We start from the raw sequence: 25292 nt of genomic DNA, 5'->3' as shown, positions 1-25292 counted from the left end.
TCTCGGATTCCACGCCGTCGTGTGTCCTTGTCTTCGGTCAAGGAACAATGCGACCGCTTCCATTAGCATGCAGCCCCGAAGAATATGACAATTGTTGTAACTGCATGTTACTGTGCGTCCTGCCGCTCTTCCGGCAAGAGAGCAGGCCTCAGCGAATATTGATCATCTTGTAGAACGGAGTCGCCCACATGAGCCAGGACCAGAACCAGGATCAAAAGCTTGACGGTCAGCCGGACCCCAGCCGTCGGAAGTTCCTCAATACCGCAGCATTTGCCGGCCTTGCCGGCGCCGGACTATCGGTCGGGCTGTCGGCGTGCAAACAGGAGCAGGCGCCGTCCGCCGCACCTGCCGCGCCCGCTGCTGCGGCCCCGGCCGAAGCCGTGCCTGTCGAGCATGTCGGCAAGTATGAAGTCGCGCCGGGCCAACTCGATACCTATTATTCGTTCTCGAGTGGCGGCCACTCGGGCGACGTGCGCATCTACGGCCTGCCGTCCGGCCGCCAGCTGAAGAGCATCCCGGTATTCAATACGGACTGCATGGTCGGCTGGGGGATCACGAACGAATCGAAGGCGATCATCGGCACCAAGCCCGACGGCAGCATGAAGTATCGGACCGGTGACACTCACCACGTGCACCCGTCGTATACCGATGGCACCTATGATGGCAAGTACCTCTGGGTGAACGACAAGATCCATGGCCGGCTCGCCCGCGTGCGTCTCGACACGATGGAGTGCGACAAGATCACCGAACTGCCGAACGTCCAGGGTTTTCACGGCACGTTCCCTGACAAGCGCGATCCGGTCGATCCCGCGATCAACCACACCACGCGCGTCTTCTGCGGCACGGAATTCTCGATTCCCTTGCCGAACGACGGGCACGGCCTCGACGACGTCGCCGCGTACCGTTCGGTGTTCTCCTGCGTCGACGCGGAATCGATGGAAGTACGCTGGCAAGTGCTGATCGACGGCAACTGCGATCTGGTCGCCAGTTCGTACGACGGCAAGCTTGCCTGCACGAACCAGTACAACGTCGAAATGGGTGTCCACTACGAAGAAACGATGGCTGCGGAGTGGGATGCGTGTCTGTTTTTCAACATCGCGCGCATCGAGGAAGCAGTCAAGGCGGGGAAAGTCACTTATATCGGCGACTCCAAAGTCCCCGTGGTCGATGGCCTGAGGGCATCGAACGCCGATCCGAAGACTGCGCTGACCTGCTACGTGCCGATTCCCAAGAACCCGCATGGTGTCAATACCAGTCCGGACGGAAAATACTACGCCTGCTCGGGCAAGCTTTCTCCGACAGCGACCGTGATTTCCCACGAGCAGGTCCTGAAGTGGTTCGACGGTGGCGTGAAGGAGGCGCGCGAATGCGTCGTCGCCGAGCCGGAAATCGGTCTTGGCCCGCTGCACACCGGTTTCGACAACAAGGGCAATGCGTACACGACGCTGTTCCTCGACAGCCAGATCGTCAAGTGGAACGTCGAAGCGGCGATCAAGTCGTATCAAGGCGACAAAACTGCCACTCCCGTTGTCGACCGGCTCGACGTGCACTACCAGCCGGGTCACGGCTTCACGTCGATGGGCGAAACCAAAGAGGCGGACGGCAAGTTTTTCATCTCGGACAACAAGTTCTCGAAAGACCGCTTCCTGCCGGTCGGCCCGCTGCATCCGGAAACGGCGCAGATGATCGACATCAGCGGAGACAAGATGGTGCTGGTCGCCGACCACTCAGTGACCTCCGAGCCGCATGATTCGATCGTCATCAGGCGCGACATCATCAAGACGCGTCAGGTGTACACCCTCGAGGATTTCCCGCATGCGGTGAAGGATCCGAAGGAATCGGGCGTGTTCCGCGAAGGCAAGAAAGTCACGGTCAAGCTGACGAGCCAGGCGCCCGCTTACAGCCTGCGCGAATTCAGGGTCAAGAAGGGTGACGAAGTGACGATCATCCTGACCAACCACGACAAGGTCGAGGACTTGACCCATGGCTTCGCCATCCCGAAGCACGATATCAATTTCGCCGTCAGCCCGCAGGAAACGAAGTCGGTCACGTTCATCGCCGACAAGCCCGGCGTGTACTGGTGCTACTGCACCCACTTCTGCCACGCGCTGCATCTGGAAATGCGCAGCCGCATGATCGTCGAAGCGTAAGCTTTACGAGCTTGTCGAGCCTGCCGGAGACTCGCTGTCTCCGGCAGGCTCGATACTCCCAATCTCGCTCGACCGTGAGCTTGCCGGTACTCGGCACCACGGTACTCGGCACCAATTACGAACGTTGTTTTTCATGGTATTTCAGCAGTCGTTAATTTATTAATTGACCAGGAACAATTACAACGGAAACAGGGTTTTTTATATTCGACCTACACCCCTCCAAACGGTAAGCCTCATGAAATTCCCCGCTGTCTTTCGTAATATCCTGCTGTCCCTCGCCCTGATCCTTCCCGCGTTCGCAGCCCTCGCCGACGCGTACGAGGCAAAGCTTCCCGACGAGCTCGCTACTTCGCCCAAGATGTGCGATTACGTGGCCTGTACGGAAGTCCTGCCGGGAGCGACATCCTTCTCGGAGCGCAAGGGGCAGCCGCCGTACGTCGAAGGTTACGTCGAAGAAAACGGCGAGAAGCGCAAGATCGGCTACGTCATGCTGTCGACCGACATCACCGACACGCCGGCGTATTCCGGCAAACCGGTCGTCACGCTGATCGGCATGGACACCGCGGGGCGCTTCACCGGCGTGAAAGTGCTGAAGCATTCCGAGCCGATCCTCCTGCTCGGGATTCCGGAATCGGCGCTGATCGGCTTCAACCAGCAATACCTCGGCAAGTTCGTCGGCGACAACATCGAGATCGGCCAGTCCCGTCCGGAAGAGAACATCATCGGCCTCGACGCGATCTCCGGGGCGACGGTCACCGTGATCGCCCAGAACCAGGTGATGATGACCTCCGGCACGAACGTCGCGCGTCAGGTCGGCATCCTCAAGCCGACCGTGCGCGAGCCGGCCAAGTTCGTCGAAACCGGAGTCAAGTCCGACTGGGCTACTCTCGTGGATGAAGGCAGCGTCCAGCGCCTCGTCGTGACCCCGGAACAGGTCGGACTGCCGCGCGGTGGCAAGCCGTTCATCGATCTCTGGTTCGGCTATCTCAACCAGCCGGATGTCGGCCGGGCCGTTCTCGGTGATGGCCCGTGGCGCAGCCTGATGAGCCGCCTGAAAGAAGGCGAGCACGCGCTGTTCGTGATCCGCACCGGCGGCATCGAATCCTTCAAGGGCTCGGGTTTCGTGCGGGGCGGCATCTACGATCGCGTCCAGGTCCGTCAAGGGGCGGATTCCTTCACGTTCCGCGACCTCGACGCAGTCAATCTTTATGGTCTCGCAGCGGCCGGCGCGCCGGCATTTAATGAATCGTCGATTTTCATCATCCGTTCGAAAGCTTTCTCCGCAGCCTACCCGTGGAAATTCGTGTTTCTCGGCAACCGTGTCGATCGCGCAACAGGTACACGCAGTTTCGTGAACTTCGATTCGGAATACTGGCTGCCGGAAACCTACCTCGAAGGCGGCCGCCCGGAAGTCATCAAGCCCGATGCGCCCTGGGTCCGCGTATGGAAGACGCGCGCCGTCGAAATCGGCCTGTTCGCAGCGCTGCTGATCGCCGTCGGTACGCTCTACGGGTTCCGCGACCGCCTCACGCGCCGCGCCAGCCGCAACAACAAGTGGCCGGTCAATATCTTCAAATACAGCGCCTGGCTCATCAGCATCGGTTTTGTCGGATTCGGCCTGCTCGCGCAGCCGTCGATCACGCAGGTGCTTACCTGGTTCCACGCCCTGTTGTTCCAATGGACATGGGAACTGTTCCTCACCGATCCGTTCATCTTCCTGTTCTGGATCTTCATCATCGTGACCGTCTTCCTCTGGGGACGCGGGTTGTTCTGCGGCTGGCTGTGTCCGTTCGGTTCGCTGTCCGAACTGTTGTACAAGCTCGGCGGCGCGGTGGGACTCAAGCGCTTCCAGTTCCAGTTGTCACGGAAATGGCATGACCGCCTGAAGTGGGTGAAGTACGGGGTGTTCTTCGGCCTGCTCGCCGTGTCCTTCTTCTCGATGGGGCTGGCCGAGAAGCTCGCGGAAATCGAACCGTTCAAGACCACTTTCCTCGTCGGAATGTTCAACAGAAGCTGGCCATACACGCTCTTCGCAGCAGGTCTGCTCGGCCTGTCGATCTTCATCGAGCGCCCTTTCTGCAAGTACCTGTGCCCGCTCGGCGCATCGCTCGCGATGCCGTCGACGTTCCGCTGGTTCGGCCTCGACCGCAAGCAGGAATGCAGCAGCTGCAAGGCCTGCGCGGTGGGCTGCGGTGCGCAGGCGATCGACGCGAACGGGCGCATCGATCACCGCGAATGCCTGCACTGTCTCGATTGCATGGTGCTTTATACGGATTGCCAGGCGTGTCCGCCGCTGTCGCAGGAGCGCAAGCGCCGTACCAAGGCTGGCTTGCCGCTGACGCCGATCGGTGCCGACGGCTACTACGTTCCGATCAAGCCGATGTCCGCCGACAAGGCGCAAGCGGCCTGATCGCTGCAGGATTTGGAGAGTCGAAATGATCAATCCGACGATGCCGACGGATCCCGCCAAGCCGCGTTACGCGGATCACGAAGGCGTGATCGGTCACCTTGCCGCAGAAATATGGGATCACCTCTGGCCGTGGAGCCGTGCGGGTTTCCAGCAGCAGCGGGCGGTCCACGCCGCCGGCTTGGCCATTGCAGTTGCCGCCAGCCTCGTCTGGGTGCTCGCGGCGATGGGCCAGCTTCATGCTGGTGCAGTCATCGGCTGGTGGTTCGGCTGGAGCGTGTTCGAAGTCATCGTGCGCCTCGGCTCGAAGCCGTACGTCAAGGAAGGGCCGTGGTGGGGGCGGCGCTATCGCGTCGCCAACACGATGGACATGATCTGCTACGTCGGCTTCAAAAACCTCCTGATCGGTGCGGCTCTCTTCATTGCGCTGAAATCGTTCGGCCTGCTGGTACTGTGACACGGCCAAGGGTGCGATGAAGCTGCTTTTCGGAGCACGCGCCGCCGCGCGGCTGGCACTGCTCGCGCTATTCCTCGGCGGCTCGGCGCACGCGGCAACCTGGCACCTCAAGCCTGGGGATCCGCTGCAGCCGGCGATCGAGCGCGCTGCAGCGGGCGACACGATCACCCTCGCCCGCGGCCGTTACACAGGCGGAGTGCGGATCGACAAGCCGCTCACGCTGCGCGGCATCGACCGTCCCACGCTCGATGCGGGCGGGATCGGGGATGTCATCCGCATCACTGCGCCGGACGTGACGATCGAAGGCCTCATCGTATCGAACTCCGGGGACAAGCTGGGCGAACAGAACGCGGGCATCTATATAAAAGCCGGCGCCGAGCGCGCGGTGGTGCGTAACTGCGAACTCACGTACAACCTGTTCGGAGTGTGGATCGAGGGCGTCAAGGACGTCGTGATCGACGGGAACGTGATCACCGGCAAGCGCGATTACCGGTCCGCGAGCCGCGGCAACGGCATCCAGCTCTACAACACGACCGGGGCCAAAATCCGCAACAACCACATCAGCTTCGTCCGCGACGGCATCTATGTCGACGTCTCCCATCACGCGGAATTCACCGGTAATCGCATCCACGACGTGCGCTACGGTACGCATTACATGAATTCGAACGACAACCGCTGGGAGGACAACGAGTCCTACCACAACCGCGGTGGACTCGCGCTGATGATGGCGCGCCGGCAGATCGTCAGGAACAACCGTGCGTGGGGCAATTCCGACCACGGCATCATGCTGCGCACGCTGCAGGACTCGGTCGTCGAAGGCAACGTCGTCGCCGGCAACCAGCGCGGTTTCTTCATCTACGACGCTGAATTCAATGTGCTGCGCAACAACCTCGTCGTCGACAACATCGTCGGCACGCACCTGTGGGCGGGATCGAAGCACAACCAGGTCGAGAGCAACGACTTCATCACGAATCGCGAACAGGTCCGCTACGTCGCGGCGCGCGACGAATTGTGGGGCGTCAAGGACGGCAATTACTGGAGCAATTATCTTGGCTGGGACCGCAACGGCGATGGCCACGGGGATGTTCCATACGAAGCCAACGATCTGGTCGATCGCTTGTCCTGGCAACACCCGATGATGAAACTTCTGCTCGCGAGCCCCGCAGTTCAGACGCTGCGGCTCGTCGGCCAGCAGTTCCCGCTGCTGCGCGCCCCGAGCATCGTCGACCCGAAGCCGCGCATGCGGCCAGAACACGAGAACTGGAGCAAATGGCGTGACAAGCACTCCCCCGCCACACGCTGAGCGCGCCGCCGATCTGGCCGCGATGGTCGCCGTGCGCGGCGCGACCAGGCATTACGGTGCCATTCATGCTGTGGACGGCGTCGACCTCGACGTCGGCCGCGGCGAGCTGTTCGGGCTGATCGGTCACAATGGCGCGGGCAAGAGCACGCTGTTCAAGATGATGCTCGGACTGGTCCCGATGACATCGGGCGACATCCGCATCGACGGTGCGCCGGTGAGCGGCGGTGGCTTTCGCGCCGTGCGGCGCAGGATCGGCTATCTGCCGGAAAACGTCGTGCTCTACGACAACCTCACCGGCATCGAGACGCTGCGGTTCTTCGCCCGCCTCAAGCGCGTGCCGGCGAACGAGTGCGCCCCGGTCCTCGAGCGCGTCGGCCTCACGCATGCGGCCGGGCGGCGCGTCCGGGAATACTCGAAAGGAATGCGTCAGCGGCTCGGCTTCGCGCAGGCCCTGCTCGGCCGCCCGCAGCTCCTGTTCCTCGACGAGCCGACCAACGGCCTCGATCCCGAAGCGATCCGTGAGTTCTACCTGATCCTGCGCGGCCTCAAGGCAGACGGCGTGACGATGATCCTGACTTCGCACATCCTCGCCGAGATTCAGGAGCGGGTCGATCGGCTGGCGATCATGGCGGCCGGCAAGGTGCAGGCAATCGGTACGGTGCAGACGCTGCGCGAGAAGATGGATCTGCCGCTGTGGTTCCAGGTGCGGCTGCCGCGTGCCGATTTCGAATGCGTCCGCACGGTGTTGGGCCATCTGCCGGTCACCGCGGTCGAAGCCCGCGACGATCACGTCGCAGTGCAATGCCGGCGCGACGCAAAGATGCTCGTGCTGCAGGCGCTCGCGTCGCTCGGCGACAAGGTGCTCGACCTTCACGTCCACGAACCGTCGCTCGAGGACGTGTTCTTCGGTTTTTCGGATTGATCATATGGAATTGCGACAGATCGGCACGATCGCCGGCAAGGAATTCTGGGACCGCATCCGCAATCGCTGGGTGCTCGCGGTGGCGCTCGTGTTCACGGTGTTCGCGCTGGTGATCGCATATTTCGGCGGTGCGCAGCAGGGCGCGGTCGGGTTTCGTTCGATCGGCGTGACGATTGCGAGCCTCGTGAGCCTCGTGATCTACCTGATCCCGCTGATCGCGCTGGTGCTCGGCTTCGATGCGATCGTCGGCGAGCGCGAGCGCGGTTCGCTCGACCTGCTGCTGTCGATGCCGATCACCCGCTTCGAGCTGTTGCTCGGCAAATATCTCGGCCTCGCGGCGGCGCTCGCTTTCTCGACGATTGCCGGCTTCGGCCTCGTCGCCGTCGTGCTCGCGGCGCAACTGGACCTCCCAGCGCTGTTCCACTACTTCGGCTTCATGGCGAGCTCGGTGCTGCTCGGAATGGCTTTCCTGAGCATCGCGGTGATGCTGTCGGTGTTCGCTGCCGACCGTACGCGTGCTTCCGGCCTGGCGATCGCGGCCTGGTTCTTTTTCGTGCTGGTGTTCGACCTGCTGCTGCTCGGCGCGCTGGTCGTCACTGGGGGCAGCTACGGCGGCCAGATTTTTCCCTACCTGCTGCTGCTCAACCCCGCCGACGTGTTCCGCATCCTCAACATCTTCACGCTCGACGACGTCCGCACGCTGTACGGGCTCGCCACCGTTTTCCCCCGCACGCTCGCAGAGCCCTGGCTGCTCGGCTTGGTGATGCTGGCATGGATCGTGACACCGCTCGCTGTCGCCACCTGGAGATTTCGCAAATGAACGCGCAAAGACGCCCCTCCGCCAATCCGCTACGCAGCTCGCTCGTACGCCACCTGCTCGTTGTCTGTTTCGCCGCGACGCTGCTCGCCGCGTGCGGAAAAACCGACGGGCCTGCCGCGCTCGTCCCGGTCGAGATCGACCGCAGCACCTCCTGCACGCTCGACGGCATGCTGCTCGCCGACTACCCGGGCCCGAAAGCGCAGATTCACTACGCCGACCGCGCCGAACCCGATTTCTTCTGTGACACCGTCGAAATGTTCGCGATCTACTTCAAGCCCGAGCAGGTGAGGCAGGTGCGCACCCTGTTTGTCCAGGACATGGGCAAAGCCGACTGGGCCGAACCGCGCGACAACTGGATCGACGCGAAAGCCGCCTGGTACGTCCACGGCAGTTCGCGGCACGGCTCGATGGGGCCGACGATCGCTTCGTTCGCCCTCGAAGGGGACGCGCAGAAATTCGCCACGGAGCATGGCGGCAAGGTCGTCGCATTTGCCGACGTCACGCCTGCCATGGCAGTACTGGACGGCGGCGTGCTCCATGATCAAGGTATGTGACCATGGCCAATTTCTACAACGACTTCGAACCTGAAGATGCGATCCAGCTCGAACAGCTCTCGCGCCTGATCTACGAACTGCGCGAGAACCGCGACGCGATCCTGAAAAGCTACGGCGTGGCGGACGAAATCGCACTGCTCGAGCAGATCTACACCAGCGCCGTTCCCGAACACCCCGCCTACGAACACTACCTCAGTGCGCGCATCCTCTCCGACACGCGAGAGACCGTACGCGCGATGCTCGCCGAATGCCTGAAGGAGATCGGTCGCAAATGAGCCTGCACATCGAACTTGCGGCAACCATCGAAAAGCGCTTCGGAGAACGCCTTGCAGTGCCCATCGAGCAGAAACAGGACGCATTGATCGCGACGCTCGAAAACGGCGTCACGCTGACCGTCCGTTACGCTGCGCCCGACGCCTATTCACTGCGCTGGACACAGGGCGACGCCGAAGCCGGGATCGACACCGCCCCGCTGCACCGCGATCTGGCAACTTTTCCGAACCACCTTCACGATGCCGACGGCCGGGCGCATGCCGATCCGGTGACCCGTCCCGACCAGACTCCCGCCGACAACGTTGCGCAGTTGATTCATGCGCTGCTCGACAATCCGATGCTGGGGATCGAGAGCGAAGCCTGACCGGTGCGAGCGACTGCGGGAGCGAACGTACGCCGCGGCTGCAGCTCCACCCCAAAAAAAAAGGGGCGATTGGATCGCCCCTCATTTGCTGCCGGTCGCCCCCGAGGAGGCGACGACCGTCAGTCGCCGTCGAAATCAGCTCGACTTTCCAACCATGTAATCGACGGCCGCCTTGACTTCCTCGTCGGTCAGCGAAGCACCACCACCACGCGGGGGCATCATGCCTTTCGAACCGGTGAACCCTTCGAGCGCGTGCTTGTAAAGGATGTCCTTGCCTTGGGCGATACGTGGGCCCCAGTCGGCCTTGTCGCCCGGCTTCGGTGCGCCGGCGACACCTGCTGCATGGCACAGCGAACACGTCTTGTTAAAGACCTTGGCTCCGTCTGCTGCGGACGCGGCCGGTGCAGCCGGGGCGGTCGGCGCTGCTGCGGGCGCTTCGGAAGTGGCCGGTGCTGCAGGGGCTGCCGGAGCTTCCGACGCGGGCGGGGTCGCCGGGGCCTCGGGGGCTGCCGGGGCGGGAGTCGTCGCGGGAGCTGCAGGAACGTCGCTTTCCTTCTCTCCGCAAGCAGACAAAAGGGCGGCGAGCGATGCCGCAATAATCACTGCAGATTTTTTCATTATGATCTCCTGTTATATGGGGATGAGTATTTGCATTACCCCGAATGAAAACTACGGATCCTATCGTGTACGTATGCCCCCCAAGTTGATGTAAATCAAGTCGGAAAATTCTACTCAGGCACTCGACTCGGGGCCTCGTGACCCTACAACTTTTCCCATCCGTTCGCGCAATTGATGTGTATCGTGGAGTGAAAAGGCGCGTCGGAGCAAAATTGATCCTGAATCGTTGTGAGCCTTCCGGATGAACGTTACCCGCCCGCAACCACAGCATATCCGGCCCGTGCAAATCGCCACAGCCGTGAGCGAAGGTTTGCGCGTATTCCTGTCGGCACCGCTGATCAGCGTGGTGTACGCCGGAACTTTCATGCTTGCGGGCGTCGGTCTGCTGGGCGCGCTGGTGAGTCTCGGGTTCGGCCCTATGGGACTACCGCTTATCGGCGGATTCATGCTCATCGCACCAGGCCTGCTCGCCGGATTTTTTGCGATTTCAAGAGTGTGCCGCAGGGGCCGCAAGCCCGGGATTCGAGACGTCGCCGCCGGCTTTGTGAATACCCCGCGGGATCTCTGGGGCTTGATGCTGGTCTGCGGTTTCGTGTTCGCGATCTGGATGACCGACGCCGGCATCCTCTATAGTTTCATGGTCGGTGACAGCAACTCCGACTGGAGTCTGCTGCTTCCGCTGTCGGGTGCCGTGCTGCGGTTTCATCTTGGGGTATCGATTGCGGGAGGATTTTTCGCGCTGATCGTGTTTTTCGTCACCGCGTACGCGGTACCACTGTTGATCGAGCGCCGTGCGGGCCTCGTCGTTGCGGTCAATGCGAGCGTACGCGCGGTTTTCCACAGCTTTTTTACGAACATGCTGTGGGGGTTAATCCTCGCAGCGACAATCATGCTGTCAATCGTGATCCCCCTGCTCCTGCCGGTAACTCTTCCCGTGATGGCTTACGCCAGCGAGTCGATCTATCGCAAGGTCTTCCCAACGGGGACGCCGACGCCCCCCTGATCGGCCCACCGTTCGATTCTCCGCGGCTGGAGGCCGCCCCGGAGGGGCCCTGAAACTTCGCCCCTCACCTCCCCACCGGGCCTGGAGCCTTACACTCTGCCCCGCTTTCGTCCGCGAAGCACGCTCGTGACCATCGTCACGATGAACAGCAGCAACGCGACGCCATTCAGCACCGCCCCCAGTTGCCGCAGCGCGTACCACTCTCCCGCGCTTCCGATGATGCGGGTCGCGAGCGATACGTGCAGCGCGGCGAGCGGCAGGTAAAACACCGGGTGGTACGGAAGCTTCACTCTCGCAATCGCGGGGAAAATGATCGGTGCGTGGCCGAACACCATGGCAAACACGAACCCGAGTGTGATCGCATGGAGTGCGGCGTCGCGCATCGCAGCACCTGGCGCGAAGCTGTTCCCCAGTCCCAACAGGGCTCCCACTGCGAGCCACGCATAACCCGACAGCAGACAGATCGCGATGAAGCGTGTGAGCCCCTTCTGGCGGGCATTGTGACGCGCGATGTCGTAGCGCAGCAACCACGCGGCCAGAAAAAGCAGTCCGCCGGCAAAGATCGCCAGACCGGTCTCCTCGCGCCACAACGACGTCGCGGCTCCCCCCAGCACGACTGCGACTGCGACGCTGAAAAGCGGAGCCGCCGCAGGCCGCGACGGCAGGAAACGTGTCAGTTCCAGGCGTTCGCCGGCGATCGTCAGCACCAGGAATCCCAGCCACCACGGCACTGCGGCCTGAACATTGTTTTCGATCAGCCACGCCAGATTGCCGACCAGCCAGCACAGCGCTCCCACCGCCAGCACCACGGTAAACAACACCGTCTGGCGCCGCATCACCTGAACGCTGCCGAGGACGAGTATCAACGCAGCCGCAACGAAAAACACCTGCGCAAGCAGCGTGGGCGCTCCGGCGAGAAGGGCCAATCCGCCCGCGCCGGCACACGCCGGTGCGAGGTAGGCCCACATTCTTGCCAGAGCGACCGCGCGCTCGAGGCTGATCACCGTACCGAAAAACGCGGCGATCATCAGTGCGCCGTGCAGGCCGGCCTGGGTCGCGGCAAAAACCGGCATGTCGAGCGCCAGCCGCGACAGCCCCGCCAGGACGCCTCCGACCAGCGAAAGCATTCCGAGCACGAGTAATGGAAGACGCGCGGGCGGGCGTAAATCCTGCATCATCGGGAACCTGGTTATTTTTTCGGGCGATGCCGGGAGCACGCCGGCATGCCGGGCCGGGAAGGCAAGCCTGCGCTTCGCCTTCCGCCTGCAAGATCTCTACTACACAATCCTTCGGGAAATGCTCACTTTTCCCAGCCGAAATGCTCGCGTGCTTCCGCATTCATCATTCCCGGATTCCACGGCGGGTCCCACACCATTTTTACGACCACCCGCAGGTTTTCTGGCAACGCGGCATCGAGAACGGCATCGATATCGTCCATGATCATGTCTCCCATCGGGCAGGCAGGCGAAGTCATTGTCATCTCGATGAGGACTTCTTCGGCCGACACGTCGATGCGGTAGACGAGCCCGAGATCGACGATATTGACCCCGACTTCAGGATCGATGACACGGCGCAACAGTGTGCGCACGGATTCGACATCGGGAAGAGACGCAGGAGCTGTCATCGTAATCACGCCAACATTTCAAGGTGCACCATTAGCGCATGTTTCAAGGCGCGGCGCCAGCCGGCGCGCCACTCCCGGAGCCGACGGAACCCGGCAGCCCTTCCTCGGCTTGCACACCCGCCAATGGCCTGGTGCAGGCCGGCGGGCCGTTCGCTCAATCGAATCCCCTGCCCTCACCCGCTTCCTCATGGGTCACGCCGTCGCGGATGTGATAGATCCGTTTGAACGTGGGGATGATTTTTTCATCGTGGGTGACGACGATGACGGCCGTCTCGAACTTGCGCGCCATGTCGTTGAGGATGCGGATGACGGCCATCGCTCGCTCACTGTCGAGCGGTGCCGTCGGCTCATCGGCCAGGATCACCGGCGGGCGGTTGACGAGTCCGCGGGCGATTGCGACCCGCTGCTGCTCGCCCCCGGAAAGTTGCGATGGCATCGCGCCTGCACGGTGCTGCACATCCAGTGCCGTGAGCAGTTCGAGCGCCTGCGCGCGGGCCTCGGCGTTTGGCACGCCCGCCAGCATCGGCAACAGCGCCACGTTGTCGGTGACATCGAGAAACGGGATCAGGTAAGGCGCCTGGAAGACGAAACCGATCCTGTCCCGCCGCAGGGCGCGCAGGTCGCGCACTTTCCAGCCATCGTCGTAAATCACTTCATCGCCCAGCGTCATGCGACCGGCAGTCGGATCGATTACCGCGCCGAGGCACTTCAGCAGCGTGCTTTTGCCCGAGCCCGACGGTCCGATGAGACCCACGACCTCTCCCGGCGCCACGTCCATCGCCACGTCCTTCAGCGCATGGACGGCAGTGTCGCCCCCGCCATAGCGCTTTTTCAGGCCTTCGATACGGATACCCTTGCTGCTCACGTCACCCTCCGATCGCTTCGGCCGGATCGATTCTGAGCGCCATGCGGATCGCGACGACGCTCGCCAGCACACAGATCGCGAGCACGGCGAAAAAGCCCGCGATCGAGTCGAACGGGACGAGCAGCACGTATTTGGGAAACAGCGGTGCCGCGAACGTGGCGGTGATCTTGCCGACGACGAATCCGATCAGGCCCAGCGCCAGCGCCTGCTGCATGATCATCGCGGCGATCGTGCGGTTGCGTGTGCCGATCAGCTTCAGCACCGCGATCTCGCGGATCTTGTCCATCGTCAGCGTGTAGATGATGAAGGCGACGATGACAGCGCTGACGACGGCGAGGATGACGAGGAACATGCCGATCTGCCGCGCGGAGGTCGCGATCAGCTTGCCGACGAGGATGTCTTCCATCTGCGGGCGCGTATAGGCCGTCAGGCGCTTCCAACGGCCGACGGACCGGGCGACTTCCTCGGGAGCATGACCGGGTTCGAGCGTCACGAGGACCGCATTGACGAAAGCGTTGGTGCTTTGCGAGGCGATCACCGCGTCCAGCAGGTCCGGCACGGCGGGACGGTTGAAGACCGGGTTCGCGCCGGTGCGTCGGCGACTTTGCCAGATCGCGTCATTGTCCTTGAGGAACTGCGCTTCCTGGGCGTCCTTGAGCGGGATGAACACCATCGGGTCGCCGCTCGACGACACCATGCGCCGGGTCAACCCCACCACGACGTAATGATTGCGACGGATCGCGAGGCGGTCGCCGAGCCTGAAACCGCTCGCAATGTCGGCGACGGCCTCGTAGTGCCCGCGCGTGATCTGGCGGCCGGCGACGAGATAAGGTGGCCAGCCGGGAATCCCGGGTTGGCCGGGCGCGATGCCGACCACCATCGCTCGTACGTCCCGGTCTTTGCTGCGAACCTGCATCGTCAGATACGTGACGTTGACCGCCTGCGCGATTCCGGGCATCGCGAGGAGGCTGCGGTACACATCGTCATTGACGCTGGACGATTCCGCGTAAGGGCCCAGCGTGTCCTTTTGCACGACCCACAGGTCGGCACCGCTGTTGTCGAGCAGCGCCCTGCCGTCGTCGACCATGCCGCGGTACACGCCGGCCATCGTCAGCGTCACGCCGATCAGCAACCCCAGGCCGATGCCGGTAAAAACGAATTTTCCCCACGCATGAAGGATGTCGCGGCCGGCGAGGCTGATCATCGCGGCACTCCGGGGATGTCGTCGACGACATGGATCCGGCTGCCCGCCGTGAGCGCCTTTTCGCTATACACGACGACCTGCTCGCCGTCCCGGACTCCCTCGAGCACCTGCACGTGGCCGTCGAGGTCCCCGGCACCGAGCTTCACCGGTGTGAAGCGTGCATCGCCGTCGACAATTTTCCACACGCCGACCTGCCCTGCTTCGCGGCGAACCGCGGCGTTCGGAATCACCGGCGCGGCGGGGAGCGCCGGCAGCGCGACCGTCACCTCGGCGAGTTCGCCGATCGGCGGCAGCGGCTCCGGCCGCGAATCGAACGCGACTTTCGCCAAGGTCTCCTCGGTCACCGCGTCCGCCATCGGCTCGACCCTCAGCACGCGGCCCGTCAACGCCTGGCCGTTGCGCGAGCGCAGCACGACGCGCGCCGGAAGTCCGGCGGCCAGCCCGGACGCGCTGATCTGGTCGAAGCGGGTGTTGATCCACAGGCTTTCGGGCGCGATCACTTCGACGACCGGCTGCCCTGCGACGATCGTCGTGCCGGGATCGACGTCGCGAACTGCGACCAAGCCGTCGACCGGCGCGACCAGGCGCAGGTTGTTGCGCTGCGCGACCAGGGCTTCACCGTCGGAACGGGCCCGGAGCAGCTCTTCCCGGGCGCCAGACAACGCGGCGTCGGCGATCTGCAGTTCCTGGTGTTTCGTTGTCGCGAGCTCCTCGCTGATCGTGCGTACGGCGAAGAGCTGCTCGTAGCGGCGTGCCTGGCTTCGGGCGAAATTCTGGCGCGCTGCCGCTTCGCGCAGCGCCGCCTCGGCCCGCTTGAGCGCCGCCCCCTGCGCCCGGATACGCTGATCGAGATCCACCGGATCCATCTCGCCGAGCACCTGGCCGGCCTTCACGCGGTCACCGACGTGGACATCGAGCCGTTTCACGCGTCCGGCAAAAGTGGGACCGATGCGGTACGTGTAACGCGTCTGCACCGTGCCGATGCCGAACAGCGCCGGCGTGACCGGCCGGGTCTCGACGCTTGCGAGCGTCACGGACACCGGCGCCAACGGGCCCGAGCGCAGCGCGACGTAGATGAACAGTGCGAGCAGCGGAACGATCACCGCCACGAGGGCCAGGGTGCGCCCCTGTAGAGGCAGCCGTCTCATTGCGCAACCCCGATTCCGCGCCGGTAGATCGCGAACACCCTCGGCGCTTCCCGACGGATGCGGGCCACATCGCCGGCCAGCAGCGACTGCATGACGAGGCCCTGGATCGTGCCGATGAACAGGGTGACCGCGGCCTCGCTGTCGAGCGTCGCCGACAGCTCTCCGCACGCCTTGCCGTTCTCGATGAGCCGGTGCAGGCGCTCACCGCAACGCTGGATCAAGGTCTGCACCATGCGCTTGGCCGGCGTCGATTCGGCGCGCTGAAGCTCGCCGAACATCATCCGCGGCACGCCGGGATGCTCGGCGACGAACTCGACATGGCTCATGAACATCGCCTGCATCGCCGCCAGCGGCGACTCGATCCCGTGCGCCGCACGGTCGATCCGCGCCAGGAGACGTTCGGCGACCCATTCCATGACCGCCTGCCAGATCGCGTCCTTCGTCGGAAAATGCCGAAACAATGCCCCCTGCGTCAGGTTCATGTGCTTCGCAATCGCCGAAGTCGTGATTTCGCTCGGGTTTTGCGACCCTGCCAGCTCGACCACGGCTTCGACTGTCACGGCCCGCCGTTCGTCGGCAGGAAGATGCTTGCCATGGAGGCTCATGCGCGTCCCCTGGATAAAGTTAGTAATCGATTACTATCCTAGTCCGAGGGAACGCAACATGCAAGGGAGCGCGCGGTCGTCGAGTCCGGGTCGCGACAAGCGAACAAAATCCGCGCGATTATCAACATGACCTGCTGCCGGCGTGGCGGGGGCCACGCCAAGCGCATCAAGCCCGCTTCGCCTTCACCTTCGATTCGACGATGCTGCCGTCGACAGGGTTGTGATAGATCTCGACCTTGTTGCCGTCCTTGTCGGTGCCGTACAACTCATAGCAGTTGCCTTTCGTGACCTTGAACTTCTCGAGCGTGTAGCCGGCGTCGACGAGCTTTCGCAGCATCGTCGTCTGCGGCATCCAGCTCGTTTCCGGGGCGTCGGTACAGGTCGGTCCGGCGATGGCGGCGGTGCCGATCAGCAGGGTGGTCACGGCGACGATGAGATGGCTGGTTTTCATGGCTGTTCTCCTTCGGTGTCTTTTCATGCCGAGCTGGCATGGAACGCATTCTGCGCAAACACACATGAATCGAAGCTGAACGCACCGGGGCGGGAATACCGCTGTACGCCAGATGCCCTTCCCTTGTCCCTTGTCATCGTTTCCCTCGGAGCGCCGCAGGGTGTCCGCTTAAGGCTCACTTAAGACAGCACGGCAACAATGAGCTTGGAATCTTGGACTGCGATGCTCAAATGAACTCTCGGAACGGCTGCTGTTACAAGGCGATAGCGCGAATCGGTTGCGCTCCGTCGCTGACGCTGCGCGCCGTCGACGGACGGGAGCCGGAAGGTCCCTGCACCGCCGCGCAAGCGTTCATCCGCGAACGTTTCGCCGCTCGTTATGGCGCCCAAGTGCGTCACTTCATGCCGACCCTGCTCCAGCTCGAGGACGATGCCGGACAGCTGCACGGGGTCGTCGGCGTGCGCAGCGCCGCCGATGACAAACTGTTCCTCGAGCGTTATCTCGATCGTCCGATCGAGACCGAGATCGCTCGCCTGTCCGGCCTTCGTCCGGCCCGAGAACGCATCGTCGAAGTCGGCAACCTCGCCGCCCGCGGCGCGGGACACGCCCGGCTGCTGATCGTCGCCCTCGCCGATCTGCTGGTCGCGCACGGTTTCGACTGGGTGGTGTTCACCGGCACCGCCGAGGTTCTGAACAGCGTCCGTCGCCTGCACCTGTCCCCGCTGTCGCTGGGGGATGCCGATCCGCAGCGCATGGGCGACGAAGTTGCCGACTGGGGCAGCTACTACGCGACCCACCCGAAGTTGATGGCCGGCGACCTTCGCAGGGGCCACGAGCGCCTGACGAGCAAGGGTGTCTATCACCGCCTCGGCCACCAGAGGATTTTCCATGACACGGGAACTCACGATGCTGCCGTCGCCTGAAATGAAACAACCCCCACGCTCACTGCGTTCGCTGCCCCCCGCGGGGGCGTCAGTACGCTTGGGGCGGCCCGGCGCTACTGAAATGCTGTTCGCGGCGATGCGGGCGCAGGGCGAACGCCTCGCGCTGCAACAAGGCGACCTTCGTTTGAGCTATCGCGAGGCGCTGCACGAAGTCGCGCTGCGCGCCGAGCGCCTGCGCAGCGCCGGTTGCCGCCGCGTCGCGATCGCGCTCGACAATGGCATCGACTGGGCGCTCTGGGATCTTGCCGCGCTGCAGGCGGGGCTCGTGTGCGTGCCGCTGCCGGGTTTCTTCTCGGCCGCGCAGCAGGCGCACGTGCTCGACAGCGCGGGCGTCGACACGCTGATCATCGACGACAGCACCTGTTTCCGCCCCGCCGGCTTCGGCGTGACCGAAGGCGGGATCGCACAGCGACATGTCGATCACCCCCTGACGCTGCCCGCCGGCACCGTCAAGATCACCTACACGTCCGGCAGCACCGGACAGCCCAAAGGCGTCTGCCTCGACGCCGCGGCGCAGATGGCAGTTGCAGGCAGCCTGTGGCAGGCAAGCCGCTCGTGCGCAATCGAGCGCCACCTGTGCGTGCTGCCGCTCGCGACGCTGCTGGAGAACATTGCCGGCCTCTACACACCGCTGCTTTCAGGCGCGGCGGTCGACCTGATACCGATGGCCGACATCGGCCTCTCCGGCGCCACCGGCTTCGATGTCCAGCGTTTTCTTGCCGTGCTGCAGCGCAGCCAGCCAAACAGCCTGATCCTGTTGCCGCAGCTGTTGCTGATGCTCGTCGCCGCAGTTGAGCGGGGCGCAGCGCTGCCGGCGTCGCTGCGCTTCATCGCCGTCGGCGGCGGGCGCGTCTCGCCCGGGCTGCTGCAGCGCGCCGACGCGCTCGGCCTGCCGGTGTTCGAAGGCTACGGCTTGTCCGAATGCGCCTCGGTGGTCTGCCTCAATACCCCGGAGCAGCGGCGCATCGGCACGGTCGGCCGGCCGCTGCCGCATGCCGACGTGCGCATTGGGCCCGGCGGCGAAGTCCTGGTTCGCGGCGCTCGGATGCTCGGGTACCTCGGAGAAGCCGGGGCCGCAGACGACTGGCTCGACAGCGGCGACCTCGGTCATTTCGAAGACGATTTTCTCGTGCTGCACGGGCGCAGCAAACATCAGTTCGTCACCGCCTACGGGCGCAACGTGAATCCGGAATGGGTCGAAGCCGAGCTCGTGCAGCAGCTGCCGATCGCGCAGGCGTGGCTGCACGGCGAAGCCCTGCCCGCCAACGTCGCGGTGCTGGTGCCGCGCGGGCCCGGGCTTTCCGACGACATGCTGGCCGCTGCGGTGGCGACCGTAAACCGCGAACTGCCCGATTACGCCCGCGTGCATCACTGGCTGCGAGCCGACGAACCTTTCAGCGCGGCCAACGGCCTCGCGACCCCGAACGGCCGGCTGCGGCGTGCCGCGCTGCTGGACCGCTACCGGGGAGCCATCGACCGGCGCATCACCGCCGCAACCCTCTGAGGAGACACTTGATGTCGTTCTACGAATCCCTGCTCGAACAGACTGCCAGCGAGCGCGACTATCTGTTGAGCGCGCCGATCATCCGTCAGGCGATGAGCGGCGACGTGAAGCTCGAAAGCTACGTCGCTTTCCTCGGCCAGGCCTACCACCACGTCAAGCACACGGTGCCGCTGCTGATGGCGTGCGGCGCCCGGCTGCCCGAGCGGCTGGAATGGCTACGCTCGGCGGTCGCCGAATACATCGAGGAGGAAAACGGCCATGAAAAATGGATTCTCGACGATATCCGCGCCTGCGGCGGCGACGCCGACGCAGTGCGCTGCGCAACCCCGAACCTGCCCACCGAGCTGATGGTCGCCTACGTTTACGACCGAATCGCCCGCGACAACCCGGTGAGCTTCTTCGGCATGGTGATTGTGCTCGAAGGCACCAGCGTCGCGCTCGCGACCCGCGCTGCCGGCATCATCCAGGACCGGCTCGGCCTGCCGACGCAGGCGTTCAGTTACCTCAACTCGCATGGCAGCCTGGACCTCGAGCACATCGAGCTGTTCAAGAACCTGATGAACCGCCTCGACGATGCGGCCGACAAGGCTGCCGTGGTGCACACCGCGCGCGTCGTCTATCGTCTGTACGGTGACATGTTCCGCAGCCTGCCGGCAGCAGCGTGAGGAGACGGCGATGAAGATCGAAGATTGCCGCGTCCTGATCACCGGGGCGAGCGGCGGGATCGGGCAGGCAGTGGCGGACGAATTGTGCCGCCAGGGCGCCCACCTGCTTGTGGCCGGGCGCCGCCCGGAACCGCTCGACGCGTTGTCCCGGCGCTTTCCCGGCCAGGTCGAGCTCGTCCAGGCCGATATCCGGACGACTGCCGGACGCGATGCAGTGCAGGCCGCAGTGCGGCGCTTTGGCGGCATGAACTGCCTCATCAACGCCGCCGGGACGAACCGCTTCAGCCTTCTCGAACACCACGACGAAGAAGCGATCGCCGAGCTGATCGGGCTCAATGTCACCAGCACGCTACAACTCACGCACCGCCTGCTGCGGGAGCTGTGCCAGCGCGAAAAATCACTCGTGCTCAATCTCGGCTCGACTTTCGGCTCGATCGGTTATCCCGGCTTCAGTGTGTACTGCGCGAGCAAGTTTGCATTGCGCGGATTCTCGGAAGCGCTGCGCCGCGAACTCGCCGACACCCGCGTCAAGGTGCTGTACATCGCGCCGCGCGCCACGCGCACGCCGATGAACAGCACCGAGATCGTCGCGATGAACGCCGAACTCGGCGTCACGATGGACGACGCTTCAGTCGTCGCCTCGGCCGTCGTCAAGGCGCTGCGCGACGAGCGCGAGGAGCTTTTTCTCGGCTGGCCCGAAAAGCTCTTCGTGCGCCTGAACAACCTGCTGCCGCGCCGGGTGGACCAGGCACTGCGCAAGCAGCTGCCCGTCATCAAGCGTTTTGCCCGCACACGAACCTGAATGGAGAAAACATCGATGCACATCCTGCGCAATCTCGTCCTGGCCTTCGCCTGCCTGTGCAGTCTGCCAGCCTTCGCCCTCAGCGACGAAGCCCGCCAGCACCTCGTCGAGCTGCAGTCGCGCTGGGCCGAAATCAACTACCGGCTGCCGCAGGACGAGCGCGAAGCCGCCTTCGAGAAGCTCGCCCAGGCAGCGGACCAAGCGGTGAAAACGGAGCCGGACGCGGCCGAGCTGCTGATCTGGCGCGGCATCATCCTGAGCACCTGGGCGGGAGCCAAAGGCGGGCTCGGTGCGCTGGGCCTGGTCAAAGAAGCCCGGTCGAACCTCGAAGCGGCCGTCGCGATCGATCCGCAGGCACTCAACGGGTCGGCCTATACCAGTCTCGGTTCGCTGTACTACCAGGTGCCCGGCTGGCCGATCGGTTTCGGCGACAAGAAACGGGCCGAAGCGCTGCTGCAAAAAGCGCTCGAGATCAACCCGAACGGCATCGACCCGAATTATTTCTACGGGGATTACCTGTTCCGCCAGAAGCGTTATGCTCAGGCGCGGGAAGCGCTGGTACGCGCGCAGGCGGCGCCGGACCGCCCGGGGCGGAAGCTGGCCGATGAAGGACGGCGGGCCGAGATCCGTACGCTACTGAGCAAGGTCGAGGCCGAACTCCAGTAATTCGGCACGCCGACACGAACAGGAAGGGAAAAAACACTCGATGCGGGTTCTGCTGGTGGAAGACGATGCGAGCCTCGGCGAAGGGATTCTCACGTCGCTCAAGCCCGAAGGCTACACGGTCGACTGGGTGCGGGACGGCAGCAGCGCGCTGCACGCCCTGACCCACGAGAGTTTCGGGCTGGCAGTGCTGGATCTCGGCCTGCCCCGGCTCGACGGGCTCGAAGTGCTGCGCCAGTTGCGGGCCGCCGAGAATCCGACACCAGTGCTGGTGCTGACCGCGCGCGACACCATCGCCGATCGCATCGCCGGGCTCGATGCCGGCGCAGACGACTATCTCGTCAAGCCTTTCGACGTCGCCGAGCTCAAGGCCAGGCTGCGGGCGCTGCTGCGACGCAGCTTCAATCGTCCGCAGCCGGCGCTCGAATATCGCGGCATCACGCTCGACCCCGCCAGCCAGTTGGTGACGTGGAACGGCCAGACCGTAAGCCTGCAGCGCAAGGAATTCATCCTGCTCCACGAACTGATCGCGCAACCCGGCCGCGTGCTGACGCGCGACAAGCTGCAGCAGGTGCTCTACGGCTGGGGCGAGGAAGCCGAGAGCAACGCGCTCGAGGTGCACATCCATCACCTGCGGAAGAAATTCTTCCCCGAACTGATCCGTACCGTGCGCGGCGTCGGCTATCTCGTCGACAAGGGCTGATGGGCTCGATCCGCACACGCACGCTGGTCCTCGTGCTGGGGCTGCTCGCGATATCGATGGCGACGCTTTCGTGGAAAAGCCACTCCGACGCGCAGCACGAAATCGAGGAACTGTTCGATGCCCAGCTGGCCCAGACCGCGCGGTTGCTCGAAGGCATGGTCGAGCGCGACATGACGCCGGCGGCACGCGAATCCCTGCAACAGACGCTGAACCAGGCTTCCAGCGCCCGCGAGGCGAAGCGACCCGGCCATCCATACGAAAGCAAGCTGGCGTTCCAGGTGCTCGACGACCGCGCCCGCATCGTGCTGCAGTCGGCAAGCGCGCCGGCCGACCTGTTCGCCGGTCTCGTCTCCACCCTCGCCGTAGACTTCTCGCCGCACGGTGCGCTGCCTCCGGTGATGGCAAGCCGGCTCGACGGCTACCACAACGTGCCGATCGACGTTCATCGCTGGCGCGTGTTCGTGTTGCACGACGTACGCGACGCGTCCTGGATCGTCGTTGGTGAACGCGAGGATGTGCGCGGCGAGCTGGTCGGCAAGATCGCGTTGCGCACCCTGCTGCCGGACGTGGTCGGGCTGCCGCTGCTCGCCGTCCTGATGTGGGTCGCGATCGGCTGGAGCCTGCGCCCGCTCAAGCAGATGGCAGCACTGATCAAGGCCCGCAACCCCGACGATCTCGCGCCGCTCGTCATCGGCCGGCTGCCGCGGGAACTCGAGCCGATGGTCGCCGCGTTGAACCGTCTGCTGCAGCAGCTCCATGCGCTGCTGGAACGGGAAAAACGCTTCCTCGCCGACGCTGCGCACGAGCTGCGCACGCCGCTGGCCGTGCTGCGCATTCACGCACAGAACGCGCTCGACGCCCCCGATCCGGCCGATCGCGCCGAATCCCTGCACCAGCTCGTGCACGGCGTGGACCGCTCCACCCGCCTCGTCGCACAACTGCTGACGCTGGCGCGTCTGGAACCCGGCACGATCGATCTGGGCGTCGAGACGCTCGACCTGCACCTCTTCATCCGCAACGAACTGGCTGAAATCATCCCCTTGGCGCTCGAACGCGGGCAGGAACTGACTCTCGTTGCCGACGAAACGGGTAATTACCGCGCCGAAGCCGACCGCACGAGCTTCGCCGTGCTGCTGCAGAACCTCGTCGGCAACGCGATCCAGTACACTCCCGAGCACGGCCGCCTGCGCGTCACTCTGCAGGCAGCGCCGCAAAGCCTGACGCTGCATGTCGAGGACAGCGGCCCGGGCGTGCCCGACGCAATGAAAGCCAGACTCTTCGAGCGTTTCCTGCGTGGCGAAACCGGCACCGGCGCCGGGCTCGGCCTGTCGATCGTGCAGCGCGTCGTCGAACTGCATGGCGGCATGATCACGCTGGGCGATGCGGAGCTCGGTGGCCTCGATGTCCGCGTCGACCTGCCCCGCCACCGCCACCGCGACCGCCCAGGCTTAGAATGAAGCCGATCGATATTGCCGGTGTGGGGCGCGTGCACGCCGGATAGTCACTCGGCAAGCCGGTCCTTCACCTGGCGCCACCCACGGAGACGCACGATGCACGAATCCTTCATCGACCGGTCGCGCATCGCGTACTTCTCGATGGAGATCGCCTTGCGCAACGACATCTCCACGTACAGCGGCGGCCTCGGGGTGCTCGCCGGCGACACGATCCGCGCCGCTGCCGACCTCGAACTGCCGCTCGTCGCCGTCAGCCTCGTGAGCCGCAAAGGCTACTTTCGCCAGCAGTTCGACGAGGGCGGCCGGCAGGTCGAACTTGCCGATCCATGGGACCCCGCCCAACACGCGACGCCGCTTGAGGCGAAAGTCACGGTGCCGATCGAGGGCCGCGACGTGTGGGTCGGCGGCTGGCTCTACGTGCTGGTAGGACACATGGGCGGAAGGCAACCGGTCATCCTGCTCGACACCGACCTGCCAGAAAACCTCGGCGCAGACCGCGAACTGACGCATTACCTGTACGGCGGCGATGCCGCCTACCGGTTCAAGCAGGAAATCGTGCTGGGCATTGGCGGCACGCGGATGCTGCGCGCGCTCGGCTACCGGGTGCGCCAGTACCACATGAACGAGGGGCATTCGGCGTTGCTGACGCTGGAGCTGCTGCGCCGTCATGCATACGCCGCTGAAAACCTGCGCGCCGGCGAACAGTGCTACGACATCCCGCGGGTGCGCACGCTGTGCAATTTCACGACGCACACGCCGGTCGAGGCCGGCCACGACCAGTTTTCGTACGAACTCGTGCAGCGCGTGCTGGGGGATTTCATCGACATCGCGACGCTCCAGTCCCTCGCCGGAGCCGATCGCCTGAACATGACCCACCTCGCGCTGAACCTCAGCGAATATGTCAACGGCGTCGCCAAGCGCCATGCCGAAGTGTCGCGGCTGATGTTCCCGGGTTATCACGTCCGCTCGATCACGAACGGCGTGCATCCGAGCTGGACAAGCTCGGGTTTCGCCAAGCTCTATGACGCGCATCTTCCGGGGTGGCGCTGCGAGCCGGAACTGCTCGCCCGCGCCGACCAAATTGCCGACGCGGCGATCCAGGATGTCCACCAACAGGCGAAAGAGCGGCTGATCGAGCGGGTGCGCGCGGCGTGCGGCGTCGCGCTGCAGCCGCACTGGCCGATCCTCGGATTCGCGCGGCGCATGACCGCGTACAAGCGCCCGGACCTGCTGTTCTCCGACCTCGACCGGCTGAAGGCGATCGCGCGCCGGCAGCCGTTCCAGATCGTCCTCGCCGGCAAGGCACACCCGCGCGACGACGAAGGCAAACGCCTCATCCAAACCCTGCACGCGCATATGCGGGAGCTGCACGACGTCATCCCGATCGCATTCCTGCCGAACTACGACCTGGACACCGCGCTGACGCTGGTGTCCGGCGTCGACGTCTGGCTCAATACCCCGCTGTGCCCGCTCGAGGCGTCGGGCACGAGCGGCATGAAGGCGGCATTCAATGGGGTGCCGAGCCTGAGCGTGCTCGACGGCTGGTGGATCGAAGGCTGCATCGAGGGCGTGACCGGCTGGGCGGTCGGCAATTGCGGAGCAAGCGAGGACGACGCCCAGTCGCTGTACGAGAAGCTCGAGAACGTCGTGCTGCCGCTATACGGCGGCAACGGCAACGAGCGCAGCGGCTGGATCGCGGTGATGAAGGGCGCGATCAGCAAGAACGCCGCGTATTTCAACAGCCACCGCATGATGCGCCGCTACGTAGCCGAGGCCTACATGCGCTAGC

The 25292-nt window shown here is 64.2% G+C and carries 26 protein-coding genes; 18 read left to right on the top strand and 8 right to left on the bottom strand.

Features of this window, described 5'->3' with window-relative positions; genetic code table 11:
* Positions 1-188 precede the first annotated feature (188 nt).
* The 9 genes from nosZ (at position 189) to EBN1_RS17770 (ending at position 9250) form a co-directional block, all read left to right on the top strand.
* Entirely contained in the window at positions 189-2150 is a 1962-nt protein-coding gene (gene nosZ, locus EBN1_RS17810) for a TAT-dependent nitrous-oxide reductase (RefSeq protein ID WP_011239371.1), read from the top strand.
* A gap of 235 nt (positions 2151-2385) precedes the next feature.
* The gene (locus EBN1_RS17805) at positions 2386-4560 is read left to right on the top strand and encodes a NosR/NirI family protein (RefSeq protein WP_011239370.1); all 2175 of its coding nucleotides are present in this window, start codon (positions 2386-2388) and stop codon (positions 4558-4560) included.
* A gap of 25 nt (positions 4561-4585) precedes the next feature.
* A complete protein-coding gene (locus tag EBN1_RS17800) occupies positions 4586-5014 on the top strand; it encodes a hypothetical protein (RefSeq protein WP_011239369.1) in 429 nt (142 codons plus the stop codon).
* Positions 5015-5030: 16 nt separating this feature from the next.
* Positions 5031-6317 carry a nitrous oxide reductase family maturation protein NosD gene (locus EBN1_RS17795; protein WP_011239368.1) on the top strand — a complete coding sequence of 429 codons (1287 nt, stop codon included), beginning with the start codon at positions 5031-5033 and terminating at the stop codon, positions 6315-6317.
* 22 nt (positions 6318-6339) lie between these two features.
* Entirely contained in the window at positions 6340-7239 is a 900-nt protein-coding gene (locus tag EBN1_RS17790; RefSeq protein WP_049780310.1) for an ABC transporter ATP-binding protein, read from the top strand.
* A 4-nt stretch (positions 7240-7243) separates the two neighbouring features.
* Positions 7244-8059 carry an ABC transporter permease gene (locus EBN1_RS17785; RefSeq protein WP_011239366.1) on the top strand — a complete coding sequence of 272 codons (816 nt, stop codon included), beginning with the start codon at positions 7244-7246 and terminating at the stop codon, positions 8057-8059.
* Positions 8056-8613, top strand: a complete 558-nt coding sequence (locus EBN1_RS17780; protein WP_011239365.1) for a nitrous oxide reductase accessory protein NosL — start codon at positions 8056-8058, stop codon at positions 8611-8613. Before EBN1_RS17785 ends, EBN1_RS17780 begins: the two co-directional genes overlap by 4 nt.
* 2 nt (positions 8614-8615) lie before the next feature.
* A complete protein-coding gene (locus tag EBN1_RS17775) occupies positions 8616-8888 on the top strand; it encodes a hypothetical protein (RefSeq protein ID WP_011239364.1) in 273 nt (90 codons plus the stop codon).
* Positions 8885-9250: a toxin-antitoxin system TumE family protein gene (locus EBN1_RS17770; RefSeq protein WP_041646562.1), complete on the top strand. Its 366-nt coding sequence runs from the start codon at positions 8885-8887 to the stop codon at positions 9248-9250. Before EBN1_RS17775 ends, EBN1_RS17770 begins: the two co-directional genes overlap by 4 nt.
* Before the next feature lie 135 nt (positions 9251-9385).
* Here EBN1_RS17770 and EBN1_RS17765 read toward each other — a convergent pair whose 3' ends face one another.
* A complete protein-coding gene (locus EBN1_RS17765) occupies positions 9386-9868 on the bottom strand; it encodes a c-type cytochrome (RefSeq protein ID WP_011239362.1) in 483 nt (160 codons plus the stop codon).
* A gap of 241 nt (positions 9869-10109) precedes the next feature.
* On the opposite strand from EBN1_RS17765, the gene EBN1_RS17760 reads away from it, so the two are divergent.
* Positions 10110-10871 (top strand): DUF2189 domain-containing protein, encoded by a 762-nt coding sequence (locus tag EBN1_RS17760; RefSeq protein WP_011239360.1) that lies wholly within the window; start codon positions 10110-10112, stop codon positions 10869-10871.
* Between the two features lie 89 nt (positions 10872-10960).
* Here the strand turns inward: EBN1_RS17760 and EBN1_RS17755 are convergent, their stop codons facing one another.
* From EBN1_RS17755 to EBN1_RS17725, 7 genes are all read right to left on the bottom strand, one after another.
* Complete coding sequence (locus EBN1_RS17755; protein WP_041647607.1) at positions 10961-12046, bottom strand: hypothetical protein; 1086 nt, start codon at positions 12044-12046, stop codon at positions 10961-10963.
* A gap of 125 nt (positions 12047-12171) precedes the next feature.
* Complete coding sequence (locus tag EBN1_RS17750; protein ID WP_011239358.1) at positions 12172-12495, bottom strand: metal-sulfur cluster assembly factor; 324 nt, start codon at positions 12493-12495, stop codon at positions 12172-12174.
* A gap of 154 nt (positions 12496-12649) precedes the next feature.
* Positions 12650-13360 carry an ABC transporter ATP-binding protein gene (locus EBN1_RS17745; protein ID WP_011239357.1) on the bottom strand — a complete coding sequence of 237 codons (711 nt, stop codon included), beginning with the start codon at positions 13358-13360 and terminating at the stop codon, positions 12650-12652.
* 1 nt (position 13361) lies between these two features.
* Entirely contained in the window at positions 13362-14564 is a 1203-nt protein-coding gene (locus EBN1_RS17740) for an ABC transporter permease (RefSeq protein WP_011239356.1), read from the bottom strand.
* Positions 14561-15712 carry an efflux RND transporter periplasmic adaptor subunit gene (locus EBN1_RS17735; protein ID WP_011239355.1) on the bottom strand — a complete coding sequence of 384 codons (1152 nt, stop codon included), beginning with the start codon at positions 15710-15712 and terminating at the stop codon, positions 14561-14563. The genes EBN1_RS17740 and EBN1_RS17735 overlap by 4 nt, the downstream gene beginning before the upstream one ends.
* On the bottom strand, positions 15709-16317 hold the full coding sequence (locus tag EBN1_RS17730; RefSeq protein ID WP_011239354.1) for a TetR/AcrR family transcriptional regulator: 609 nt from the start codon (positions 16315-16317) through the stop codon (positions 15709-15711). The genes EBN1_RS17735 and EBN1_RS17730 overlap by 4 nt, the downstream gene beginning before the upstream one ends.
* Positions 16318-16483: 166 nt before the next feature.
* Positions 16484-16768, bottom strand: coding sequence for a PepSY domain-containing protein (locus EBN1_RS17725; protein ID WP_041646561.1), 285 nt, complete (start codon positions 16766-16768; stop codon positions 16484-16486).
* Between the two features lie 230 nt (positions 16769-16998).
* Here EBN1_RS17725 and EBN1_RS17720 point away from each other — a divergent pair, with 230 nt between their 5' ends.
* From EBN1_RS17720 to glgP, 8 genes are all read left to right on the top strand, one after another.
* Positions 16999-17691: a thermostable hemolysin gene (locus tag EBN1_RS17720; protein WP_041646560.1), complete on the top strand. Its 693-nt coding sequence runs from the start codon at positions 16999-17001 to the stop codon at positions 17689-17691.
* Positions 17692-17773: 82 nt separating this feature from the next.
* A complete protein-coding gene (locus EBN1_RS17715; protein WP_041646559.1) occupies positions 17774-19216 on the top strand; it encodes an AMP-binding protein in 1443 nt (480 codons plus the stop codon).
* A gap of 11 nt (positions 19217-19227) precedes the next feature.
* The gene (locus EBN1_RS17710) at positions 19228-19881 is read left to right on the top strand and encodes an iron-containing redox enzyme family protein (protein ID WP_011239350.1); all 654 of its coding nucleotides are present in this window, start codon (positions 19228-19230) and stop codon (positions 19879-19881) included.
* Between the two features lie 10 nt (positions 19882-19891).
* The gene (locus EBN1_RS17705) at positions 19892-20683 is read left to right on the top strand and encodes an SDR family oxidoreductase (RefSeq protein ID WP_011239349.1); all 792 of its coding nucleotides are present in this window, start codon (positions 19892-19894) and stop codon (positions 20681-20683) included.
* Between the two features lie 15 nt (positions 20684-20698).
* Positions 20699-21349: a tetratricopeptide repeat protein gene (locus EBN1_RS17700; protein WP_011239348.1), complete on the top strand. Its 651-nt coding sequence runs from the start codon at positions 20699-20701 to the stop codon at positions 21347-21349.
* A gap of 40 nt (positions 21350-21389) precedes the next feature.
* The gene (locus tag EBN1_RS17695) at positions 21390-22049 is read left to right on the top strand and encodes a response regulator (RefSeq protein WP_011239347.1); all 660 of its coding nucleotides are present in this window, start codon (positions 21390-21392) and stop codon (positions 22047-22049) included.
* Entirely contained in the window at positions 22049-23506 is a 1458-nt protein-coding gene (locus EBN1_RS17690) for an ATP-binding protein (RefSeq protein WP_011239346.1), read from the top strand. The genes EBN1_RS17695 and EBN1_RS17690 overlap by 1 nt, the downstream gene beginning before the upstream one ends.
* Positions 23507-23599: 93 nt before the next feature.
* Positions 23600-25291, top strand: a complete 1692-nt coding sequence (gene glgP / locus EBN1_RS17685; protein ID WP_011239345.1) for an alpha-glucan family phosphorylase — start codon at positions 23600-23602, stop codon at positions 25289-25291.
* Position 25292 lies beyond the last annotated feature (1 nt).

Origin of the sequence: Aromatoleum aromaticum EbN1, assembly GCF_000025965.1 — a bacterium.
GTDB lineage: Bacteria > Pseudomonadota > Gammaproteobacteria > Burkholderiales > Rhodocyclaceae > Aromatoleum > Aromatoleum aromaticum.
Note: the sequence above shows the minus strand (reverse complement) of the source record. Positions and strands in the feature narration are given on the sequence as shown.